17 protein-coding genes and 1 pseudogene are annotated in these 20,275 nt (G+C 63.1%); 7 read left to right on the top strand and 11 right to left on the bottom strand.

Annotated elements, in window-relative coordinates; genetic code table 11:
- Positions 1-76: 76 nt before the first annotated feature.
- Positions 77-922 carry a cellulose biosynthesis protein BcsN gene (gene bcsN, locus VB672_RS13295; protein WP_329784674.1) on the bottom strand — a complete coding sequence of 282 codons (846 nt, stop codon included), beginning with the start codon at positions 920-922 and terminating at the stop codon, positions 77-79.
- Between the two features lie 459 nt (positions 923-1,381).
- Between bcsN and VB672_RS13290 the strand changes: the two genes are divergently transcribed.
- On the top strand, positions 1,382-2,569 hold the full coding sequence (locus VB672_RS13290) for a multidrug effflux MFS transporter (RefSeq protein ID WP_329784673.1): 1,188 nt from the start codon (positions 1,382-1,384) through the stop codon (positions 2,567-2,569).
- Here VB672_RS13290 and VB672_RS13285 read toward each other — a convergent pair.
- Complete coding sequence (locus VB672_RS13285) at positions 2,560-3,456, bottom strand: LysR family transcriptional regulator (protein WP_329784672.1); 897 nt, start codon at positions 3,454-3,456, stop codon at positions 2,560-2,562. The two genes, VB672_RS13290 and VB672_RS13285, sit on opposite strands and share 10 nt — an antisense overlap.
- A gap of 139 nt (positions 3,457-3,595) precedes the next feature.
- On the opposite strand from VB672_RS13285, the gene VB672_RS13280 reads away from it, so the two are divergent.
- Genes VB672_RS13280 through VB672_RS13270 form a run of 3 tightly spaced genes read left to right on the top strand, consistent with a single transcriptional unit; the run spans position 3,596 to position 6,794 of the window.
- Positions 3,596-4,792, top strand: a complete 1,197-nt coding sequence (locus tag VB672_RS13280) for an acyl-CoA dehydrogenase (protein ID WP_329784671.1) — start codon at positions 3,596-3,598, stop codon at positions 4,790-4,792.
- A 17-nt stretch (positions 4,793-4,809) separates the two neighbouring features.
- Positions 4,810-5,616, top strand: coding sequence for a 4-hydroxy-tetrahydrodipicolinate reductase (gene dapB / locus VB672_RS13275; RefSeq protein ID WP_329784670.1), 807 nt, complete (start codon positions 4,810-4,812; stop codon positions 5,614-5,616).
- Positions 5,617-5,621: 5 nt separating this feature from the next.
- Positions 5,622-6,794, top strand: coding sequence for a CaiB/BaiF CoA transferase family protein (locus VB672_RS13270; protein ID WP_329784669.1), 1,173 nt, complete (start codon positions 5,622-5,624; stop codon positions 6,792-6,794).
- 13 nt (positions 6,795-6,807) lie between these two features.
- Here the strand turns inward: VB672_RS13270 and VB672_RS13265 are convergent, their stop codons facing one another.
- Together VB672_RS13265 and VB672_RS13260 are read right to left on the bottom strand one after the other, a co-directional pair.
- On the bottom strand, positions 6,808-7,185 hold the full coding sequence (locus VB672_RS13265) for a hypothetical protein (RefSeq protein ID WP_329784868.1): 378 nt from the start codon (positions 7,183-7,185) through the stop codon (positions 6,808-6,810).
- A 69-nt stretch (positions 7,186-7,254) separates the two neighbouring features.
- Positions 7,255-7,380 (bottom strand): annotated as a pseudogene (locus tag VB672_RS13260) (hypothetical protein); the annotation flags it as partial.
- Positions 7,381-7,542: 162 nt separating this feature from the next.
- Between VB672_RS13260 and VB672_RS13255 the strand changes: the two are divergent.
- Together VB672_RS13255 and VB672_RS13250 are read left to right on the top strand one after the other, a co-directional pair.
- Positions 7,543-8,676 carry an efflux RND transporter periplasmic adaptor subunit gene (locus tag VB672_RS13255; RefSeq protein ID WP_329784668.1) on the top strand — a complete coding sequence of 378 codons (1,134 nt, stop codon included), beginning with the start codon at positions 7,543-7,545 and terminating at the stop codon, positions 8,674-8,676.
- 9 nt (positions 8,677-8,685) lie between these two features.
- A complete protein-coding gene (locus tag VB672_RS13250) occupies positions 8,686-11,769 on the top strand; it encodes an efflux RND transporter permease subunit (RefSeq protein WP_329784667.1) in 3,084 nt (1,027 codons plus the stop codon).
- 97 nt (positions 11,770-11,866) lie between these two features.
- Here VB672_RS13250 and VB672_RS13245 read toward each other — a convergent pair whose 3' ends face one another.
- From VB672_RS13245 to VB672_RS13215, 7 genes are all read right to left on the bottom strand, one after another.
- On the bottom strand, positions 11,867-12,319 hold the full coding sequence (locus tag VB672_RS13245; RefSeq protein WP_009763185.1) for a Fur family transcriptional regulator: 453 nt from the start codon (positions 12,317-12,319) through the stop codon (positions 11,867-11,869).
- A 195-nt stretch (positions 12,320-12,514) separates the two neighbouring features.
- Positions 12,515-12,931: a Fur family transcriptional regulator gene (locus VB672_RS13240; RefSeq protein WP_329784666.1), complete on the bottom strand. Its 417-nt coding sequence runs from the start codon at positions 12,929-12,931 to the stop codon at positions 12,515-12,517.
- Between the two features lie 114 nt (positions 12,932-13,045).
- Positions 13,046-14,221 carry a Gfo/Idh/MocA family protein gene (locus VB672_RS13235; RefSeq protein ID WP_329784665.1) on the bottom strand — a complete coding sequence of 392 codons (1,176 nt, stop codon included), beginning with the start codon at positions 14,219-14,221 and terminating at the stop codon, positions 13,046-13,048.
- Between the two features lie 19 nt (positions 14,222-14,240).
- Positions 14,241-15,302, bottom strand: a complete 1,062-nt coding sequence (locus VB672_RS13230; protein ID WP_329784664.1) for a sugar phosphate isomerase/epimerase family protein — start codon at positions 15,300-15,302, stop codon at positions 14,241-14,243.
- 125 nt (positions 15,303-15,427) lie between these two features.
- Complete coding sequence (locus VB672_RS13225; RefSeq protein ID WP_329784663.1) at positions 15,428-16,378, bottom strand: substrate-binding domain-containing protein; 951 nt, start codon at positions 16,376-16,378, stop codon at positions 15,428-15,430.
- Positions 16,379-16,442: 64 nt separating this feature from the next.
- Positions 16,443-17,441 carry an ABC transporter permease gene (locus VB672_RS13220; protein ID WP_329784662.1) on the bottom strand — a complete coding sequence of 333 codons (999 nt, stop codon included), beginning with the start codon at positions 17,439-17,441 and terminating at the stop codon, positions 16,443-16,445.
- Complete coding sequence (locus VB672_RS13215; protein ID WP_329784661.1) at positions 17,438-18,958, bottom strand: sugar ABC transporter ATP-binding protein; 1,521 nt, start codon at positions 18,956-18,958, stop codon at positions 17,438-17,440. The genes VB672_RS13220 and VB672_RS13215 overlap by 4 nt, the downstream gene beginning before the upstream one ends.
- 254 nt (positions 18,959-19,212) lie before the next feature.
- Here VB672_RS13215 and VB672_RS13210 point away from each other — a divergent pair, with 254 nt between their 5' ends.
- The gene (locus VB672_RS13210; RefSeq protein WP_329784660.1) at positions 19,213-20,271 is read left to right on the top strand and encodes a LacI family DNA-binding transcriptional regulator; all 1,059 of its coding nucleotides are present in this window, start codon (positions 19,213-19,215) and stop codon (positions 20,269-20,271) included.
- Positions 20,272-20,275 lie beyond the last annotated feature (4 nt).

The following is a 20,275-nucleotide window of genomic DNA, read 5'->3' as shown; positions in this document are numbered from 1 at the left end:
GTTGCTTAGGCCTAATGTCACAGCAGTAAATAAAATGCTGTTAAATATAACAACATTCCCAAAAAAGACGTCGACGCTATTGGATCGGAGGCGGCGGCACGACTGGGTAACCGCTTGGCGGTGCCGTAACCGGCGGCACTGTGGAACTTGGTACAGCGGGCGCAACCGTATCCTTGTCGATGGTTCTCCCCGGGGCTCCCGCGGAAGGCGCAACCCGGCGCGCTTCACCGACAACGTCCCGCCGCCGGACGACCGTCGTGCTTCCTGAGCCATCGCCGAGGCCCAGAGGATACATGGGTGCATCCTTCTCGCCGAAATTGGCCGGCGGCGAGGGCGGGTCTCCGTAAGGGTTCCAGGATTCCTGACGATAATAGGCGGCGATCGTGTAGCCGTAGAAGACACGCAGCAGTTGATCCACGTTGGCATCTGCATCGCACAGGCGCAGGCGGACCGACACGCTTCCTCCCGGTACGAAGATCGCCGGCTCGCCCGGCTCGATCTTCTGCCAGGCATAGAGACACAGATCGCCCGTAGCAGAGCGTCCTGTGGCAAAGCCGAAGGGGCCGAATTTGTTCTGCACGTAAACCAGTGAGGTTTCCATCTCGACGCCCGGCATCCTCTCCTCCATCTCCCGCTGGATCCGGTCCGGCGTCAGAGAGGGTAAGGACAGGGAATCCGGGATTTCCATGCTGCCGGCCGTGTTGTTAAGCAGGCTGACATAGAATGCGTTCTGTCCCGTGGTCAGGGAGGCCGTGGAGAGGGCGATCTCCTGCGAAAGGCCGTTCTGAAACTGCTGCTGCAGAACCGCCACCACGGAGGGCCCGCCCGGTGGAGGAACGATGATCGCACGTGTTGCCGGAACTTCCGACATGAGGCTCGCATAGCCCAGATCCGAGCGGCCCGCACAGGCCGAGACAGCCATCAGAACGGCCCCGGCAGCAAGGCCGTTCAGCCCTCGGCGAAGGCAGGTCGCCTTCCGACGGTCTGGAGCGGATGGTGGTGCCGCCTCCGAAACGCTGAGGCTCATCTGATTCGGAGGCATCGAAGCGGTCATGTAGGACTTTGTTTACTCTGGGGCCAGCCGCGCATGGGAACGGGTCTTTGACAGATCGGTCCACCAGCCGGATGGTTAATCAGCTATGACCATTCATGGTTAACGAACCGTAACCATCATGACCAGAGCGGACTATAATCCGGCGGCGACCGACACGTGCCTTGAACCTGCACGCCGGAGAGCTTACAAGCGGCGAACATCCTCCGCTGCTCCTGGCCGGAGATGAACCGGAACCTTTTTCCGCCCCGATTGCCTGCCCGTTCCCTGGTCAGCAGGCCGTTTTCTCAATCCTGGCTCATCGTCCAGGGCTCAAGAAAGCCGTTCTTCATGAAGTCCGCCTTTTTGCGCAACGCGCTGGTTCTCGGCATGCTTTCCGCTGTCGGACCGTTCGCCATCGACATGTATCTGCCGTCCTTCCCGGCCATTGCTCGCGATTTCCAGGTCGATGTCAGCGCCGTGCAGATGAGCCTGATGAGCTTCTTCCTGGCGGTTGCGGTCTGTCAGATCGTCTACGGCCCGCTCTCGGACCGGTTCGGGCGCAAGCCGCCGCTCTATTTCGGGCTGGGGCTCTTCATTCTCGCCGGCATCGGCTGCAGCTTCGCGCCCAATGTGGAAACGCTCATTGCCTTTCGCTTCCTGCAGGGCGTCGGTTCCTGCGCCGTCATGGTCATCCCCCGCGCGATCATCCGGGATCTGCATACCGGACACGAGGCGGCGCGCTTGATGGCGACGACGATGCTGGTCTTCAGCGTCTCGCCCATTCTGGCGCCTCTCGCAGGCAGCACCCTAACGGCGTTCTTCACCTGGCGCGCGATCTTTTGGGCCATTGCCGCCATCGGCCTCGCGGGTCTTGCCGTCGTCATCTTTCTCCTGCCCGAAACCCACAAACCGGATGCGGGCCGAAAAGGCATTGGTCAGGCCTTTGCCACCTACAGGACCCTGTTGAAGGATCGACGTTTCCTGGGGCTCGCCTTCATCGGCGGTTTCAGCCAAGCGAGCTTCTTCGCCTATCTTGCCGGCTCATCGGTCATCTTCATCGAGCATTTTGGCCTGACGCCTTCAGCCTACAGCATGGTTTTCGCGTCGAATGCCATCGCTTTCATCGGCAGTGCGCAGTTTAACAGCGTCTTCATGCGACGTTTCGGGGCAGAGCGGGTAGTGAGAACCGCGATTTCCGGATTTGCCGCCCTGGTGATCCTGCTGTTCGTGCTCACGATCCTCGGCGTCGACAATGCCTTCGTTCTCTGGGGTCTGCTTTTCGTGTCGTTCGGCTGCCTCGGCTTCGTCATCCCCTCGACGGCCGTGCTCGCGCTCGAGGAACATGGCCCCGTGGCCGGAACCGCTTCGGCCCTCATGGGAACTCTGCAGCTCAGCACCGGCGCCGTGATCATCGTGCTGGTCAGCGCCTTCTACAACGGCACGCCGCTCTCGATGGTCAGTGCCATCGTGGTCTGCGGGATTGTGGCATTCACCTTGAGCTTCCGCACCATGAAGCCAAAGCGGGTCTATCCCTGACGGATTTCGTCGAGGATCCAGTCTCGGAAGGAGCGCAGCAGCGGGGTTCCTGCCTTGTGCTCGGGATAGACCAAATAATAGGCGCCGCCACTGACCAGAGTGTCGGGAAACAGAATCTCGAGGCGTCCCGAAGCCAGTTCATCGGCGATCAGGAAATGCGGGATGAGCGCGGCGCCTAATCCCGCCGCCGCGGCCTGGGCCACCATGGCGAATTGCTCGAAACGGGGGCCGCGCAAGGGATTTCCGACCTCGACCCCAACGCTGGCGAACCACTCCGCCCAAGCGGTCGGGCGGGTGCTTTGCTGGAGCAGGGTGGCGCGGGTAAGGCTCTGAGGCGAATGCAGGTTCTCGCGCGCACGATAGGCCGGGCTGCAGACTGGCACGACCTCTTCGGTTCTGAGAAGTTCGCAGACTGCGCCAGGCCAATGCGGCTCGCCGAAATGAATGGCTGCATCGAAGGGATCGGTCGCGAAGTCGAAGGGCACGAGGCGGACACCGAAGTTCACCGTAGCGCCGGGGTGCCGGGCAAAGAAATCGGGGATGCGCGGAATGAGCCACCGGGTGCCGAAGGTCGGCAGGGTGGCGAGATTCAGGACCCCGCTCGTTCCGGAGAGCGCGATGGCCTGATGGGTGGCGTCGGAGAGTTCCGACAGGGTGCCGCGCACCTGGGAGGCATACATGCGACCCACGTCGGTGAGCACGACTCGCTGCCGGGAGCGGCTGAACAGGGAGACCCCAAGGGATTCTTCCAATTGCTGGATCTGCCGCGATACGGCGCTCTGGGTCAGGTTCAACTCCTCGGCGGCTCTCGATACGCTGCCGTGACGGGCAGTGGCCTCGAATGCCAGAAGATTGCCCACATTGGGCAGAAAGCCGCGACGAAACACACGTTCATTCCATTTGAGAATAACCTGCTGCGAAGATGTCGATTTACATTTCCCCTGTCCAGCGCGATTTTGCCGCCCAAATTCATAGCTTTGGTTAGCCTCGCGGCTGACCGCACGCTCTCTGGGAAGGATGATCGTCATGGCCGGTGCTCAGGAATATGCGAAGTTCACGTGGGATGACCCGCTCCTCCTCGACGACCTCCTCACCGATGACGAGCGCATGATCCGCGACACGGCCCGCGCATACGCCCAGGACAAGCTTCTGCCGCGGGTGATCGAGGCCTATCGCGAGGAGAAGACCGATCGCGCCATCTTCAACGAGATGGGAGAGCTGGGCCTTCTCGGCGTGACCCTGCCGGAGGAATACGGGTGCGCCGGGGCTTCCTATGTCGCCTATGGCCTTGTGGCGCGCGAGGTGGAGCGGGTTGATTCCGGCTACCGTTCCATGATGAGCGTGCAGTCATCCCTCGTCATGTATCCCATCTATGCCTATGGCTCCGAGGAGCAGCGCCGGAAATACTTGCCCAAGCTCGCCTCCGGCGAGTTCGTGGGTTGCTTCGGCCTCACCGAACCGGACGCGGGCTCCGATCCGGCCGGAATGAAGACCCGTGCCGTGAAGACCGACGGCGGCTACCGCCTCAACGGCTCCAAGATGTGGATTTCAAATTCCCCCATCGCGGATGTCTTCGTGGTCTGGGTCAAGTCCGAGGCTCATGACAACCAGATCCGCGGCTTCGTGCTGGAGAAGGGCATGAAAGGCCTCTCGGCTCCGAAGATCGGCGGCAAGCTCTCCCTTCGTGCCTCGATCACCGGCGAGATCGTCATGGACGGTGTCGAGGTGGGCGAGGATGCGCTGCTTCCCAACGTGTCGGGCCTGAAGGGGCCGTTCGGCTGCCTCAACCGGGCCCGCTACGGCATCTCCTGGGGCTCCCTGGGCGCGGCGGAGGATTGCTGGCACCGGGCGCGCCAATACACTCTGGACCGCAAGCAGTTCGATCGGCCGCTTGCCGCGACCCAGCTCGTGCAGAAGAAGCTCGCCGACATGATGACCGAGATCACCCTCGGCTTGCATGCAAGCTTGCGTGTCGGCCGTCTCTTCGACGAGGGCCGCGTGGCGCCGGAGATGATCTCGCTGGTCAAGCGCAACAATTGCGGCAAAGCGCTGGAGATCGCCCGTGTGGCCCGCGACATGCATGGCGGAAATGGCATCCAAGAGGAATATCATGTCATGCGCCATGCGCAGAACCTGGAGACCGTGAACACCTATGAGGGCACGCATGACGTGCACGCCCTTATTCTGGGCCGCGCGCAGACCGGCCTGCAGGCATTCTTCTGAGACAAGGCTGGTAGCTCATGTCAATCCGGATCACCCTGGCAGGCTCGACCGGCTGGGTCGGCAAGGCCCTCGTGGCGGCGATCGCCGCGTCCGACGATCTCGTGCTGGCAGGAGCGGTCAGTCGCGGCGCGGCGGGCCAGGATGCGGGCGAGGCTGCCGGGCTGGTGACCCTCGGGGTTCCGGTCAGCGCCACGTTGGAGGAGGCCTTGCAGGTGCCGTCCGATGTGGTGATCGACTACACCAAGCCCGGCGCCGTCAAGGCACATACGATGACCGCGCTCGCGCGGGGCCGGCATGTGGTCGTCGGCACGTCCGGTCTGTCCGCCGAAGATTACGCGGAGATTGATCGTCATGCCCTCAAAGCCGAGCGCGGGGTGCTCGCTGCCGGCAACTTCTCGATCACGGCGACCCTGCTGCGTCGCTTCGCTTTGGAGGCGGCCCGCTATGTCCCGGACGTCGAGGTCATCGATTACGCGTCCGCCAAGAAGCCCGATACGCCCTCCGGCACGGCCCGTGAGCTGGCCGAGCTCTTGAGCGAGGTGCGCCTGCCGGCGACGGCGAAGCCGATCCAGGACCTCACCGGCGTGCGCGAAACCCGCGGCGGCTCGCTCGGCGCCCGGGAGCCCGTGCAGGTTCATTCGGTGCGCATGCCCTCCTTCGTCCTCTCCTGCGAGGCCGTGTTCGGAGCGGACAATGAGCGGCTCGTGATCCGCCACGATGCAGGCTCCTCGGCTGCGCCCTATGTGGCCGGCACGCTGCTGGCGGCCCGTCGCGTTCCGTCCTTCATCGGATTGAAGCGCGGCCTCGATGCCGTGATGGACTGAATGTCATGAAACCGCTCGAAGGCCTCAAAGTCCTCGAACTTGCGCGCATTCTCGCGGGCCCCTGGGTCGGTCAGCTGCTGGCCGATCTCGGGGCCGACGTGGTGAAGGTGGAGCGCCCCGGGGCCGGCGACGATACCCGCGGATGGGGCCCGCCCTTCGTCGAAGGGGCGGAAGGCGACCACCTCTCGGCGGCCTATTTCCATTCCTGCAATCGCGGCAAACGATCCATCGCGGTCGATTTCGAGACGCCCGAAGGGCAGGACCTCGTGCGCAGGCTCGCAGCCCACGCCGACGTGGTGATCGAGAACTTCAAGGTCGGGGGGCTCAAGAAATACGGGCTCGATTACGACAGTCTCAAAGCCGTCAATCCGCGCCTCGTCTATTGCTCGATCACGGGCTTCGGGCAGAACGGCCCCTATGCCGCCCGGGCCGGCTACGATTTCATGATCCAGGGCCTCGGGGGCATCATGGATCTGACAGGAGATCCTGAGGGCGAGCCGCAGAAGATCGGCGTGGCCTATGTGGACATCTTTACTGGTGTCTATTCCGTGGTCGGCATCCTGGCTGCCCTGCGCCGGCGGGACCAGACCGGCGAGGGGGCGCATCTCGACATGGCGCTTCTCGACGTACAGACGAGCGTGCTCGCCAACCAAGCCATGAACTATCTGGTGTCAGGGAAATCGCCGCGCCGCATGGGCAATGCCCATCCCAACATCGTGCCCTACCAGGTCTTTCCCGTCGCGGACGGCCATGTGATCGTGGCGGTGGGCAATGACGGGCAGTTCGCCCGTTTCGTCTCCATTCTGGGACGGCCCGAACTGGCACAGGACGAGCGCTTCCGCACCAATGCGAGCCGGGTCGGCCACCGGGCCGAACTCGTTCCGCTGCTGACGGAACTGACGCTGAAGTTCACGCGCGAGGATCTGCTGTCCGCCCTCGAAGGGCAGGGGGTTCCGGCCGGTCCCATCAACACGGTCGCCGACGTGTTCGATGATCCGCAGGTCATTGCCCGTGGCTTGAGGATCGATCTGCCCTCCCAGGCGGCCAGGGGTGGGGCCATTCCGTCCGTCCGCTCGCCGATCGTGATGGATGGGCAGCCGATGGCGGCCGGCCGGCCCTCTCCGCGCCTCGGAGAGCATACCGATGAAGTTCTGAGCGATCCGTCCTGGATAGCCTGAAGCCGAAAATGCCTTACTCAGCGATGCCCTTGGTCACGAGGCGGTCGATCGCCTTCACGATCCGCTCCCGGTCCTCCTCCGAGAACGGGCTGAGCTTGTGCATCTCAAGGCTGCTCAGTCCTTCCGTGGCAAGCCAGCCGAGCAGGGCGGAATCCAGATCGTCCGAGCTTGCCTTCAGCTGCTCCAGGGTGGTGCTGATCACCTGACGGACCGGATCGAGAAGGCTGGGATTCTCGGCGGTCGCCGCCATCATTCCAGTGGCCATGTCCTGCATCTTGCCGCCGCAGCAGATATTGAGCAGGGTCTTCGTCACCACCCGGGCCTCGCGGTTCGGGCCGGGGGCGGTGGTTTCCCGCAATACGTCCTTTTCGGTGGCAACTTGGTCGATCATGCGCTGGATCATGGCCTGGAGCAGCGCATCCTTGGTCGGGAAATTGTAAAGAAGCCCGCCCTTGCTGAGTCCGGCGCGCTCGGCCACGGATTCAAGCGTCAGTCGGCCGGCGCCGATTTCGCCGACGAGTTCGGCAGCCGCATCAAGAATTTTTTCTCGTGAACTTTTGCGGCCTCTGGTACAGGAAAACAGCATCTACATCTCTTGTCTTGTGCGTCGCCGCACTTGCAACTAAACCGTCCAGACGGTATATAAATCCTCTCTCATGGCTCCGGCGTCAAGATAAAGTACGCTGTTGCCGCACCCACAATAGTCGTACAGGGCTCGCGGACGAGCCCTAACTCTCGGAAAAAGCCTATGAAACGGCGCATTGTAGTTGCTCTTGTGTTCATTCTTGCAATCGGACTTTGCGCCGGTTTGGTCTGGTTCAACTTTTTCCGCGACAAGATGATCACCCAGTTCTTCGCCACCATGCAGCAGCCGGCGCAGGCTGTTTCGGCCGCCAAGGTCGAGGCGAAGACCTGGACGCCGAGCATCAGCGCCATCGGCACCGCCAAGGCCGCCAACGGCGTCGAGCTGGCTTTTGAGATCGCCGGTATCGTGAGCGAGATCAAGTTCAAGGCGAACCAGAGCGTTCGCCGGGGCGAGGTCCTCGTGCAACTCGACGACACGGTCGAGCGGGCGGACATCCAGGACGTTCAGGCGAATGTGAAAACGGCCGAGAGCAGCTTCGAGCGCGCCAAGACCCTGTCGACCCGCGGTTATGGGACCGAGGCCAATCTCGACCAGGCCAGCGCCCTGCTCGCGGCGGCGCGCTCCCGCCTGGCGCGCCTCCAGGCGACCATCGAGCAGAAGGCCCTGAAGGCGCCCTTCTCGGGCGTGATCGGCATTCCGCGCATCGATGTCGGACAGTACCTGCAGCCCGGAACCGTCATTGCGAGCTTCCAGGATCTGTCGTCGATGAAGGTCGATTTCACGGTTCCGGAGCAGCGGGCCGGCGAGATCAATCTCGGCCAGGAGGTTCGCATCGGCACGACCGAGAGCAACCTTCCGTTCAAGGGCCGCGTCACCGGCAAGGATCCGCGCGTCGATCCCAAGACCCGCCTCGTCTCGGTCCAAGCCCTCGTCGAAGACAACAAGGACGGCGCCATTCTTCCGGGTCAGTTCCTTCACGTGGAGGTGATCCTGCCGGAGCAGCCCAACGTCATGACGGTGCCGCAGACGGCCGTCATCGCCAGCCTCTACGGCGATTACGTCTATACGATCGACCAGGAAGAGAAGCAGGGCCAGCAGGTCCAAGTGGTCAAGCAGGTTTTCGTCAAAACCGGCCGCCGCCGTGGCGGTGCCCTCGAGATCGTCTCCGGCGTCAATCCGGGCCAGCAGGTGGTCGCCTCCGGGCAGAACAAGCTGCAATCCGGCGCGACCGTGAAAATCGACAATTCCATTGATGTGACGAAGCTCGACGGGTCGAAGCTGGCGAGCGGGCAATAGGCATAAGCCATGAGTTTCACAGAACTTTTCATCCGCCGCCCCGTCCTGTCGATGGTGGTGAGCCTCCTGATCCTGCTGCTCGGCGCGCAGGGGCTGATGAACCTGCAGGTGCGTCAGTATCCGGAGGTCGAGGAAACCACGATCACGATCACGACCACCTATACAGGTGCGAGCGCCGATCTGATCCAGGGCTTCATCAGCACGCCCATCGCCAAGTCCGTCTCGAGCGCGGAGGGCGTGGACTACGTAACGACGCAGAGCCGTCTCGGCATCAGCACGGTGTCCGTGCGCATGCGCCTGAACACGGATCCGAACGCGGCGCTCACCGAAGTCACCGCGAAGGTGCAGCAGGTTCGCGCGCAGCTCCCCTCGGATGCCGAAGACCCGGTGATCATGAAGGGCACGGGCCAGAGCTTCGCCCTCATGTATATCACCTTCGGCAGCACGGAGATGAATCCGGAGCAGGTCTCCGAGTTCCTGACCCGCGTGGTGCAGCCGCGCTTCGCGACGCTCGAAGGCGTCGGCAACGCCGAGATCCTCGGCGGGCGCGACTTCTCCATGCGCGTTTGGATCGATCCCGTGCGTCTGGCCGCCCGTGGCGTCACGGCCGGCGACGTCGTCCAGGCGATCAACGCCAACAACTTCCTTGCGGCTCCCGGCAAGACCCAGAGCGAATACGTCGCCTACAGGCTCGACATGCAGACCACCCTGCAGACGCCTGAGACATTCAGCATGCTGCCGATCCGGTCCGAGGGCGACCAGGTCGTGCGCCTGCGTGATGTGGCCGACGTGGAACTTGGGCCCGAGAGCACGGACACCATCGTCAGCTTCAACGGCAGCCAGGGCACCTTCATCGGCATCACGCCGACCCCGTCGGCCAATCCGCTGACCGTGGCCGAGGCAGTGACGCAAGCCATCGACTCGATCCGTCCGACCCTGCCCAAGGGCATGAACGTCGAGATCGTCTACGATGCGTCGAACTTCATCTCGGCTTCGATCGAGGAAGTGTTCAAGACCATCGGTGAAGCGGCACTCATCGTCGTGGTGGTGATCCTGCTGTTCCTGGGGTCGTTCCGCTCGGTTCTCATTCCCATCGTGACGATCCCGCTCTCGCTCATCGGCGTGTGCTTCTTCCTCTATGCGCTGGGCTATTCCATCAACCTCCTGACCCTGCTGGCGATGGTGCTCGCCATCGGCCTCGTGGTCGACGACGCGATCGTGGTGCTGGAGAACATCCACCGCCATATCGAGGAGGGGCTCAAGCCCGTCGAAGCTGCCGTCGTGGGCATGAAGGAGATCTTCGTCCCCATCGTGTCCATGACGATCACTCTGGCGGCCGTGTATGCGCCGATCGGCTTCACGCAGGGCCTGACGGGTTCGCTGTTCCGGGAGTTCGCCTTCACGCTCGCAGGATCGGTGATCATCTCCGGCATCGTGGCTGTGACGCTCTCGCCGATGATGTCGTCGAAGCTGCTGAAATCTCACGGTGCGCAAGGGCGGTTTGCCGCCTTCGTGGACCGCACCTTCACGCGGCTCGAGAACTGGTATGCGAGACGCCTGAAAGGCTCGCTGGATTATCGCGGCGTGACCCTGGTCATCGTTGCCGTTCTCCTCGGCACCACGGCCTTCCTGTTCACCAAGACCTCCTCGGAGCTGGCGCCCGAAGAGGATCAGGGTGCCTATCTCGGCCTCGTCAATGCGCCGAAATATGCAACGGCCGAGTACACGCAGGCCTTTTCCAAGCAGTTCACGGGTGCCGCCGAAAAGATCCCTGAGATCGACGACAGCTTCCTCATCGTCGGTATCGACGGCGGCGGCGGCGGATTCGTCGGCTTCAAGCTGAAGGAATGGAGCGAGCGTGAAAAGAAGGGCGAGCAGACCAAGCAGGAAATCCAGAATCTCCTGAACGAGAACGCCGGTGTGCAGGCCTTCGTCTTCGCGCCTCCGTCCTTGCCCGGCGGCGGCGACGGTCTGCCGATCCAATATGTGCTGCGCACGATCGGTGACTCGTCTCAGGCCTATGAAGTTGGCGAAGAGATTCGCCAGCGCGCGATGAAATCCGGCAAGTTCATCGTGGTTCAGAACTCGATCTCCTACGAGACCCCCCGGGCTCGCATCACGGTGGATCGTGACCGCGCTGCCGCTCTCGGCGTGCCGGTCTCGGAAATCGGCAACACGCTCGGCGCGCTCGTCGGCGGAGCGCCGATCTCGAAGTTCGACCGCGACAACCGGAGCTATGACGTGGTCAGCCAGGTCCGGCAGGAGGACCGCCTGAATCCGGAGCGGCTTGGGGAATATTACGTCCGGGCCTCCGACGGGTCCATGGTTCCGCTCTCCGCTCTGGTGAGCATCAAGACGGACGCGGCGCCGGCCGTGATCGAGCAGTTCAACCAGTTGAACTCGACGACTCTCTCGGCTCTGCCTCTGCCTGGCGTCACGACGTCGGAGGGCTTGGCGACGCTGCGTTCCATCGCGCAGGAGGTCATGCCCCAGGGCTTCTACGAGGATTACGCCGGTCAGTCGCGCCTGGAGATTCAGGAGGGAAGCTCGATCTTCCTCGCCTTCGGTCTCGCGGTCATCGTGATCTATCTGGTGCTCGCGGCGCAGTTCGAGAGCTTCCGCGATCCGTTCATCATCATGATGTCGGTGCCGCTCTCCATGTTCGGCGCCATGATCTTCCTGAATCTCGGGCTCGCGACCCTGAACATCTACACGCAGGTCGGATTGATCACCCTCGTGGGGCTCATCACCAAGCACGGCATCCTGATGGTGGAGTTCGCCAACGAGCAGAAGGAAAAGCATGGCGTGAGCAAGCGCGAGGCCATCGAGGAGGCGGCGCGCGTGCGCCTTCGCCCGATCCTCATGACCACGGCCGCCATGGTGCTCGGCGTCGCGCCGCTGCTCTATGCCGCCGGTGCGGGTGCGGCGGCTCGCTTCTCCATGGGCCTCGTGATCGCGTCGGGCATGTCGATCGGCACGATCTTCACGCTTTTCGTGGTGCCGATGTTCTACACCTTCATCTCGAAAGAAACCGTGCGGGCCGGCCGAGCGGAGGAGAAGCATCCCCATCGCCAGGCGCTGGCTGCGGAATAAAGCAAGAAAAGGAAATGGCCGGGCATTGCCCGGCCATTTAAGTATCAAGTCTCGAAAGGCAGGGTCCAAGAGCGGCTCTGCCTTTTGCTTGTGACGCTTAATGGGCGATCTCGCCCTCGACTTCCATGAACGGGGAGACGGACTTGAAGCCGGCCTGCTCGGCAGCCTTCTTCACGGCCTCTGCAACTTCGGTCGAGTGAACCTCGATGGTTTCGCCCGTCTTGGAATCGACGAACATGATCTTCATCGCGTTCACGTCCGGCTGGCCGTGGGAGATCACGTAGGAGTTCTGGGTCGCCAGCCGGTGGACGAGACCGGCATCGCGCAGGAAGTCGAGCGCACGATAGATCGTCACCGGGGCGAGGCGCTTCTTCTCGCTGCTGAGACGGTCGACCAGATCGTAGGCGCCGACCGGTCCGCCGCTCTGGACGAGCTCGCGATAGACGCGCTCGCGAATCGGCGTGAGCCTGAGATTGTTCTGGCGGCACAGATCGTCTGCACGGCGAAGGAGGTTTTCCTCTTCTTCTTTCCTGAGGGCCTTGGTGCTCATGAGCCACACTCCTGTTATTACGGAACCTATATATTCATATAGGTAAAATGCGAATCTGACAATGTGCTATCGTTACTGGAGGCACTTGCAGCTGTGCATATTCCGCAAAGACATTTGGCGTTTGGACACAAATAAGGGCTGTCGTTCCCAGATTAGTTACGTAGTAACGTATCGAGATCGCCGATGTTCCTAAGGCTAAGCTTGTTTCGAGCAGGTCTCGCAGAGGCCGCGAATTTCGACCGTCACCTTCTTGGTGCAGAACGCATGGTCGTCTCCCCAATGGGAGAGGCGCTCGCTGATATGCGGGTCGGTGAATTCTTTGACCAAGCCGCAATTCTCGCAGATGGCGAAGGCCGCCATGTCGTGCTCGTGATGGGGGTGCTTGCACGCCACATAGGCGTTGAGGCTCTCGAGCCGGTGCGCCAGCCCCTTCTCGATCAATTTGTCCAGGGACCGATAGACGGTCGGGGGCGTCACGGCGCCCTTGGCCCGCATCTTGTCGAGCACCTCATAGGCCGAGAGCGGATTCTGGGCCGAGCACAGAATCCGGTGCACCCGCTTCTGGGTGTCGTTCAGGTCCTCGAGGCCGTGGTGGTGATGCGTGGAAGCCATCTTGAAATCGTTTCGTCCGCGTCTGGGCGTGATCACCCTATAGGTCATGATTGCGGAAGCGATTTCAAGGGAGTTGCACAAGGGGCCGGTAGAGCGGCCCCTTGCGCTCAAGGGCTAGAGGTCGATCCAAGCCGCCTTGCGCTGCGACGAGCGCACCGCTGCCTCGATGAAGCGCACCCCTCGTACGCCATGCTCGACGGTGGGCACCTGCAGCGAGAGGGGATTGGGCTTGCGGTTCTCGATCCGCGCGGCGATCTGCTCGGCGACATCCGTATAAAGCTGGGCGAAGCCTTCGAGGTAGCCTTCCGGATGTCCTCCCGGAATGCGCGAGGCAGCGCGCGAGACCTCGTCGGCCCCATTCCCGTTGCGGCGGATGATGCGCGGCGGCTCGCCCAAGGCTGAGAAGGTCAGGTAGTTCGGGTTCTCCTGATGCCATTCGAGGCCGGCCTTCTCGCCATAGACGCGAATGCGCAAGCCGTTTTCGAGCCCTGCCGCCACCTGGCTGCACCAGAGCATGCCTTTGGCGCCCGACGCGAAGCGCAGCATCATATGGGCATTGTCGTCGAGCCTGCGGCCCTCCACGAAGGTGTGCAGCTCCGCCGACAAGGACGCGACTTCGTCGCCCACGATGAACTCGGCGAGATTGAAGGCGTGGGTGCCGATGTCGCCGACGGCGCCGGCAGGACCCGAGCGGGCCGGATCCGTGCGCCATTCCGCCTGCTTGCTGCCGGTCTCCTCCATTCGGGTGGCAAGCCAGTCCTGGGCGTATTCCACCTGCACCACCCGGATCGCCCCGAGCTCGCCGGCCTGCACCATGGCGCGGGCCTGCCGCACGAGCGGATAGCCCGTGTAGTTGTGCGTGACCGCGAAGATGAGGCCGGATTCGCGCGCGAGCTTCGCGAGCTGATCGGCCTCGCGCCGCGTCGTCGTGAGCGGCTTGTCGCAGATCACATGGATGCCGGCCTTCAGGAAGGCGCGTGCAGCGGCTGCATGGGCGTGATTGGGCGTGACGATCGCCACCGCGTCGATGCCGTCCTTCAGCCGCCGCTCGCGGCGCGCCATCTCGTTGAAGTCGCCATAGATGCGATCAGGCTTCAACAGCAGATCCTCGCCCGAGGCCTTCGCCCGGTCCGGATCGGACGAGAGGGCGCCGGCCACCAATTCCCAGCGGTCGTCGAGGCGGGCGGCGATCCGGTGCACGGCGCCGATGAAGGCGCCGCGTCCGCCGCCGACCATGCCGAGGCGCAAGCGGCGGTTCAGCTTCTGATCCGGAGATCCAGCAATCGTCATGTGTGTGCCCCCTTGTCGCTTATGCCGCGTCGATGCCGAGCATCCGGCGGTTGGCCGCCTCGTCCGTCCCGCCGGCGGCGAAATCGTCAAAGGCCTTTTCCGTGACGCGGATGATATGGGCCTTGATGAACTCGGCGCCTTCCCGCGCGCCGTCTTCCGGATGCTTCAGGGCGCATTCCCATTCCAGGACGGCCCAGGAATCGTAGTCGTACTGGGCGAGCTTCGAGAAGATGGCGTTGAAATCCACCTGCCCATCGCCCAGCGAGCGGAAGCGGCCGGCGCGATTGATCCAGCTCTCGTAGCCGCCATAGACGCCGACGCGCCCGGACGGGTTGAACTCCGCGTCCTTCGCGTGGAAAGCCTTGATGCGCTCGTGATAGAGATCGACGAAGGCGACGTAGTCGAGCTGCTGCAGCAGGAAATGGCTCGGGTCGTAGTTGATGCAGGCACGCCTGTGCTCGCCGACCGCATCGACGAACCGCTCGAAGGTGGCACCGTCGTGAATGTCCTCGCCGGGATGGATTTCGTAGCAGACATCGCAGCCTGCATCCTCATACGCATCGAGGATCGGTTTCCACCGGCGGCCCAGCTCCTCGAAGGCGGTCTCGACGAGACCGGCGGGACGCTGCGGCCAGGGGTACATGAACGGCCACGCGAGCGCACCCGAGAAGGTGACGCTGGCATTGAGGCCCAGGCGCCTGGAGGCATTCGCCGCCATCAGCATCTGGTCGACCGCCCATTCCTGGCGCGCCTTCGGATTGCCGCGCACCTCGGGCGCCGCAAACCCGTCGAAGGCCTCGTCATAGGCCGGATGAGCCGCGACGAGCTGGCCCTGCAGATGCGTGGAGAGCTCCGTGATCTCCATGCCGTGCGAGCGCACGATGCCGGCGATCTCATCGCAATAGGCATCCGACTCCGCCGCCTTCTTGAGATCGATCAGGCGCGGATCCCAGGTGGGAATCTGAACACCCTTGTAGCCGAGGGAGGCCGCCCATTTGCAGATCGCATCGAGCGAATTGAACGGAGCCTCGTCGCCTGCGAATTGCGCAAGGAAAAGACCCGGGCCTTTCATGGTTTTCATGGATGAACTCCCGAGATGGCGTGTGTGAAGGCAAGAACCGGCAAGGGGAAGCCGCACCGAATCTGCGCGGCTTGCCGTTGCCTCGCCTCTCCTAAAGCCGGAGAGGCGAGAGCCACGTCGACAGATTAGAACGGCGAGTTCGGGAAGTAGTGTTCCTTGGCGTTGTCCTTCGTGATCAGCTGGGCGTTGAGCGTGTAGGTGCCGCGCATGGGAGCGTTGGTGTAGAAATGCGCCGCGGTGACGCCCAAGGCGGTCGAGATCATCGACGGCGGATAGGACACGTCGGCCGGGATCATCTTGTCGCCGTCCATGACCTTCTTGATCATGTCCTTCATGCCGGCGCCGCCAAGGACGAACTTGATGTCCTCGCGCTTGGCCTGACGGATCGCTTCCATGACGCCGAGCGCCATGTCGTCGTCCGAGGCCCAGACGGCGTCGATCTTCGGATGCTTGGCGAGGTAGTCCTGCATTACCTTGAAGGCATCGTCCCGGTTCCAGTTGGCGTATTGCTTGTCGATCACCTTCACGCCCGAGCCTTCGAGGGCCTTCTCGAAGTTCGTCACGCGCTCCTCGTCGATCACGGTCGGGATGCCGCGGAAGACGACGACGTTGCCCTGCTTCAGGTTGTCGACGAAGTACTTGCCGGCCACGCGGCCGAATTCGGGGTTGTTGCCCGCGACATAGATGTCCTGGATCGACGGATCCTTGAGGCCGCGGTCGACGATCGTCACGAAGGTGCCGCGCTTCTTCACCTCGCGCATGGGGTTCGTCAGTTCATCGGAATTGAAGGGCAGGACCACGAGCGCATCGACCTTCTGCGAGGTCAGATCGTCGATGGCATTGGCCTGCGACGCGCCGTCCGGCGAGGTCTTCACGATGACCTTCAGGCCAGGATATCCCTTTTCGAGCTGTTTGGCCGTCTCCTGCGCGTGATAGACGACGCCGCCGGTCCAGCCATGGGTTGCGGCCGGGATCGAGACGCCGATCGTCACGTTCTTCTGCTGGGCCATCGCGCCGGTGGCAGCGCCAGCCATGAGGCCTGCAGCCATTGCGATCTTCAGTACCGTTGCTTTCATCTCATTCCTCCCTGGAGGGTTGGTTTGGGGCCTTTATCCCTTGTCCGGCAGGCCCGCACCGGCTTCATCGCCCGCGGTGGACTGACCGCTGCACGAGCATGGCGATAATGATGATGGCACCTTGAACCGCGCCCACGAGAAACTCGGAGACGAAGTTCGACAGCACCATGATATTGGCGACGAGTTCGAGGATGACCGCGCCGACCACCGTGCCCCAGATGCGGCCGATGCCGCCCTTGAGGGCCGTGCCGCCGATAACGACGGCCGTGATGGCCTGCAATTCCCACAAAAGTCCGGTCGTCGGCGTAGCCGAGCCGAGACGCGGCACGTAGACCAGAACCGCGATGCCGACGCAGATGCCCTGGATGATGTAGGTCAGCGTCCGCACGCGCCAGATCGGCACACCCGAATAGCGAGCCACGTCCTCATTGGAGCCGAGCGCCACCACGTGGCGGCCGAAGGACGTACGATAGAGGATCAGCGCGCCGATGGCGGCCACCAGCAAAAAGGCGATGATCGGAACCGGAATGCCGAAGACGCTGCCGAAATAAACCGGGCGATAGAGTTCGCGCAGGTCGAAGTTGCGCATGGTGATGGTGCCGCCCGCCGCCAGCCAGATCACGAGCGATCGGAAGATGCCCATGGTGCCGAGGGTCACTATGAAGGGCTCGATGCGCCCGAAGGTCACGATGAGACCGTTCGCCAGGCCGCAGGCGGCGCTCAGGGCGATAGCCGCGAGCATGCCGAGCGCGAGCGTTCCAACATCCCCACCGCCGAGATTGTTCAGGGTCAGGATCATGACGCCGGCCGTCAGCGCCGCCATGGAGCCGACGGAGAGATCGAGCCCGCCGCCGGCGATCACGAAGGTCGCGCCAACCGCGATGATCGCGATGAAGGCCGAGCGGGTCACCACGTTGAGCAGGTTCGAAGCGGTCAGGAAATCCGGATTGATCAGCGTGCCCGCGATGATGAGCACAATAAGCGCGATGAACGGAGAGAGCGCCCGCATATCGATGTTGAACCGGCGCTTTTCAGCGCTCGAGCGAAGCACGGTTTCGGTCATGCGTGGCCTGCGGCGATTTCCGCCGCCCTTTCCTCATGGACGCCAGTGGCGAGATAAACGATTGAATCTTCCGACAGATCGGCTTGCGCGACCTCGCCGGCCACGCGCCCGTTGCGCATCACGACGACGCGATGGCACAGGCCGATCAGCTCCTGCATCTCGGAGGAGATGACGACGACGGCGCGGCCTTCGGCGGCAAGCGAGGCGATGAAGCGGTAGATCTGCTCCTTGGTGCCGATATCGACGCCGCGCGTCGGCTCGTCGATGATGACGATGCGCGGCTCCACCAGCATCATCTTGGCGAGCAGGAGCTTCTGCTGGTTGCCACCCGAAAGCTGTCCCGCCAGGAGATCTCGGCGGCGGGTGCGGATGTCGAAATCCTTGATCGCTTTGTCGAGGGCCGTCTCCTCGCCGCTTCCGTCGATGAAGGATCCGCGGCTGAACTTTTCCAGGGCCGCGAGGGTCAAATTGACCCGAAGGTTCTGCTGCAGCAGCAGGCCTTTGCCCTTGCGGTCCTCGGAGAGATAGACGATGCCGGCTGCCATTGCCTCGCGGGCATCGCGGAAATGGACCGCCTTGCCGTCGAGAGTGATCGTGCCGTGCCCAGGGCGAAGGCCCACGAGCGCTTCGAACAATTCCGTGCGGCCCGCCCCGATCAGGCCACCGAAGCCGAGGATCTCGCCTCGATGCAACGTGAAGGAGGCGTTCTCCACATAGCCGGGCACGGCCATGTCGCGGACGCTCAGAAGCGGTTGATCGGAGGCAGTGGTGGGCTTCTCCGGATAGAGCTTGGACATGTCGCGGCCGACCATGAGGCGAGCCATCTCGAGGGGCTCCAGTCCTTCGATGTCGCGGGTCGCGATGTGGCGGCCGTCGCGCAGAACGGTGACGCGATCGGAAACCGCCTTCACCTCGTTCAGGCGATGCGAGATGTAGAGCACCGCCACGCCCTGGGCGCGAAGCTTGCGGATGATCTCGAACAGGCTCTCGGCCTCGACCGGCGTGAGAACCGCCGTCGGCTCGTCGAAGGCGACCACCTTGTGCGGCACGAGAAGCGCGCGGGCGATCTGCACCAGCTGCCGGTCGGCGATGGACAGACGGCTGACCTCCCGGTCAGGGTCGATTCCCGTGCCCAGCTCACGCAGGATCGCCCGTGTCCGCTCGCGCATGGCTCTGTCGTCGACGAAGCCGAACCGCCGGATCTCGCGGCCGAGGAAGAGGTTCTGGGCCACCGTGAGATCAGGAGCGAGGAGGATTTCCTGGTGTACGAGAACGATGCCGTGGCTCTCCGCGTCGACCGGCCCTGAGAAGGTGATCGGCTGGCCGTTCAGATGCAGGGTGCCCTTCGTGGGTGCGATGTGGCCGGACAGAATACGCATCAGGGTCGATTTGCCGGCCCCGTTCTCGCCGATGACCGCATGGACCTCGCCAGGCTTGAGATCCAGCGAAATACCGCTCAGGACCTCGATAGGCCCGAAGGACTTGGAGATGTTCTCTGCGCGAAGAACGGATTCCATAAACGGCTCCGGATGAGCGGCATCGCTCGCTTCCGCTAGGGAAGGCGGTCGTCGAAGGCTGCGGGTACGAGGATCAGCTAGACGGCGGGTGCGCTGGCATTCGTTTCCTCCTGGCTTGTCGGTTTGTCCTCTGTCGGGACATTTGACGATCTAGAGCTATCGAAGGGCGCGGCAACGGCCCTATGTAATCGATTACATGAAACTTTACCGAAACGGCAGCTTCTGTCAAACAGAACCATGGTAGGGGGAGGTCCATGGACGACATAGGGCAAAAGGACGGGCCGGAGCAGAGGGGGCTTTCCATTCGGGCGGCACGGATTCAGGATGTCGCCAAGCTCGCCGATGTTTCGACAGCGACGGTCAGCCGGGCTCTCGCCACGCCGGAGCGGGTCTCGCCCGAGGCCCGTGCGCGGGTCCTGGAGGCCATCGTCAAGACCGGCTACGTGCCCAACCCCGCCGCACGCACTCTGCGCTCGCAGAAGACCTATATGGTGCTGGTCGTCCTGCCGGACCTTGCGAACACCTTCTTTTCCAAGATTCTGCGCGGCATCGAGGAAACTCTCTTCGAGGCCGGCTATGGCATGATCATCAGCGACCTTGACGGATCACCCGAGAAGGAAGCGCATTTCGCAGCGTTCACGGCCGCCGGACGGGTCGATGGCGCCATCCTGTTGAACGGTCACCTGTTCGGGCAGAGCCGCGAAGGGGAGGGAAAGCCGGCCCGGATCTCGATCCCGCTCGTCGCGCTCTGCGAGGCGATCCCGGGCGCCGACATTCCGCAGATCGAGATCGACAACCGCGCCGCAGCCTTCCGCATGACGCAGCATCTGGCCTCTTTGGGGCATCGCCGCATCGCTTACGTGAGCGGCCCGGCCGCCAATATTCTCGAGCGCGAACGCTTTCAGGGATTCAAGGATGGGTTGGAAACCGCAGGCCTGCCCTTCGATCCGGCTCTGGTCCTTCCAGGGGATTACACCATCGAGGCCGGCATGCGGGCAGGACAGGATTTGGTGGCACGATCCGATCGGCCGACAGCCGTGTTCTGCACCAGCGATGAGATGGCCATCGGTTTGATGCGCACCCTGTTCTCCGCGGGACTCAAAGTCCCCGACGATGTCTCAGTGGCCGGGTTCGACGATATCGAGTTTGCCGCCGTGGCCGAGCCGTCGCTGACCACGATCCATCAGCCGCGGCGGGAATTGGGGCAGGCGGCGGCGTCGGCCCTGATCGATCTTCTGCAGGGCCGCCCATCGCCCAAGCGAATCCGTCTGGAGACGGAACTCGTGACTCGGGACAGCGTAGCGCCGCTTTGACGCG

The organism is Microvirga sp. CF3016 (assembly GCF_036314085.1).
In the GTDB taxonomy this organism is placed as follows: Bacteria; Pseudomonadota; Alphaproteobacteria; order Rhizobiales; family Beijerinckiaceae; genus Microvirga.
The sequence above is the reverse complement of the archived record's forward strand: the minus strand, read 5'-3'. Positions and strand labels throughout refer to the sequence as shown.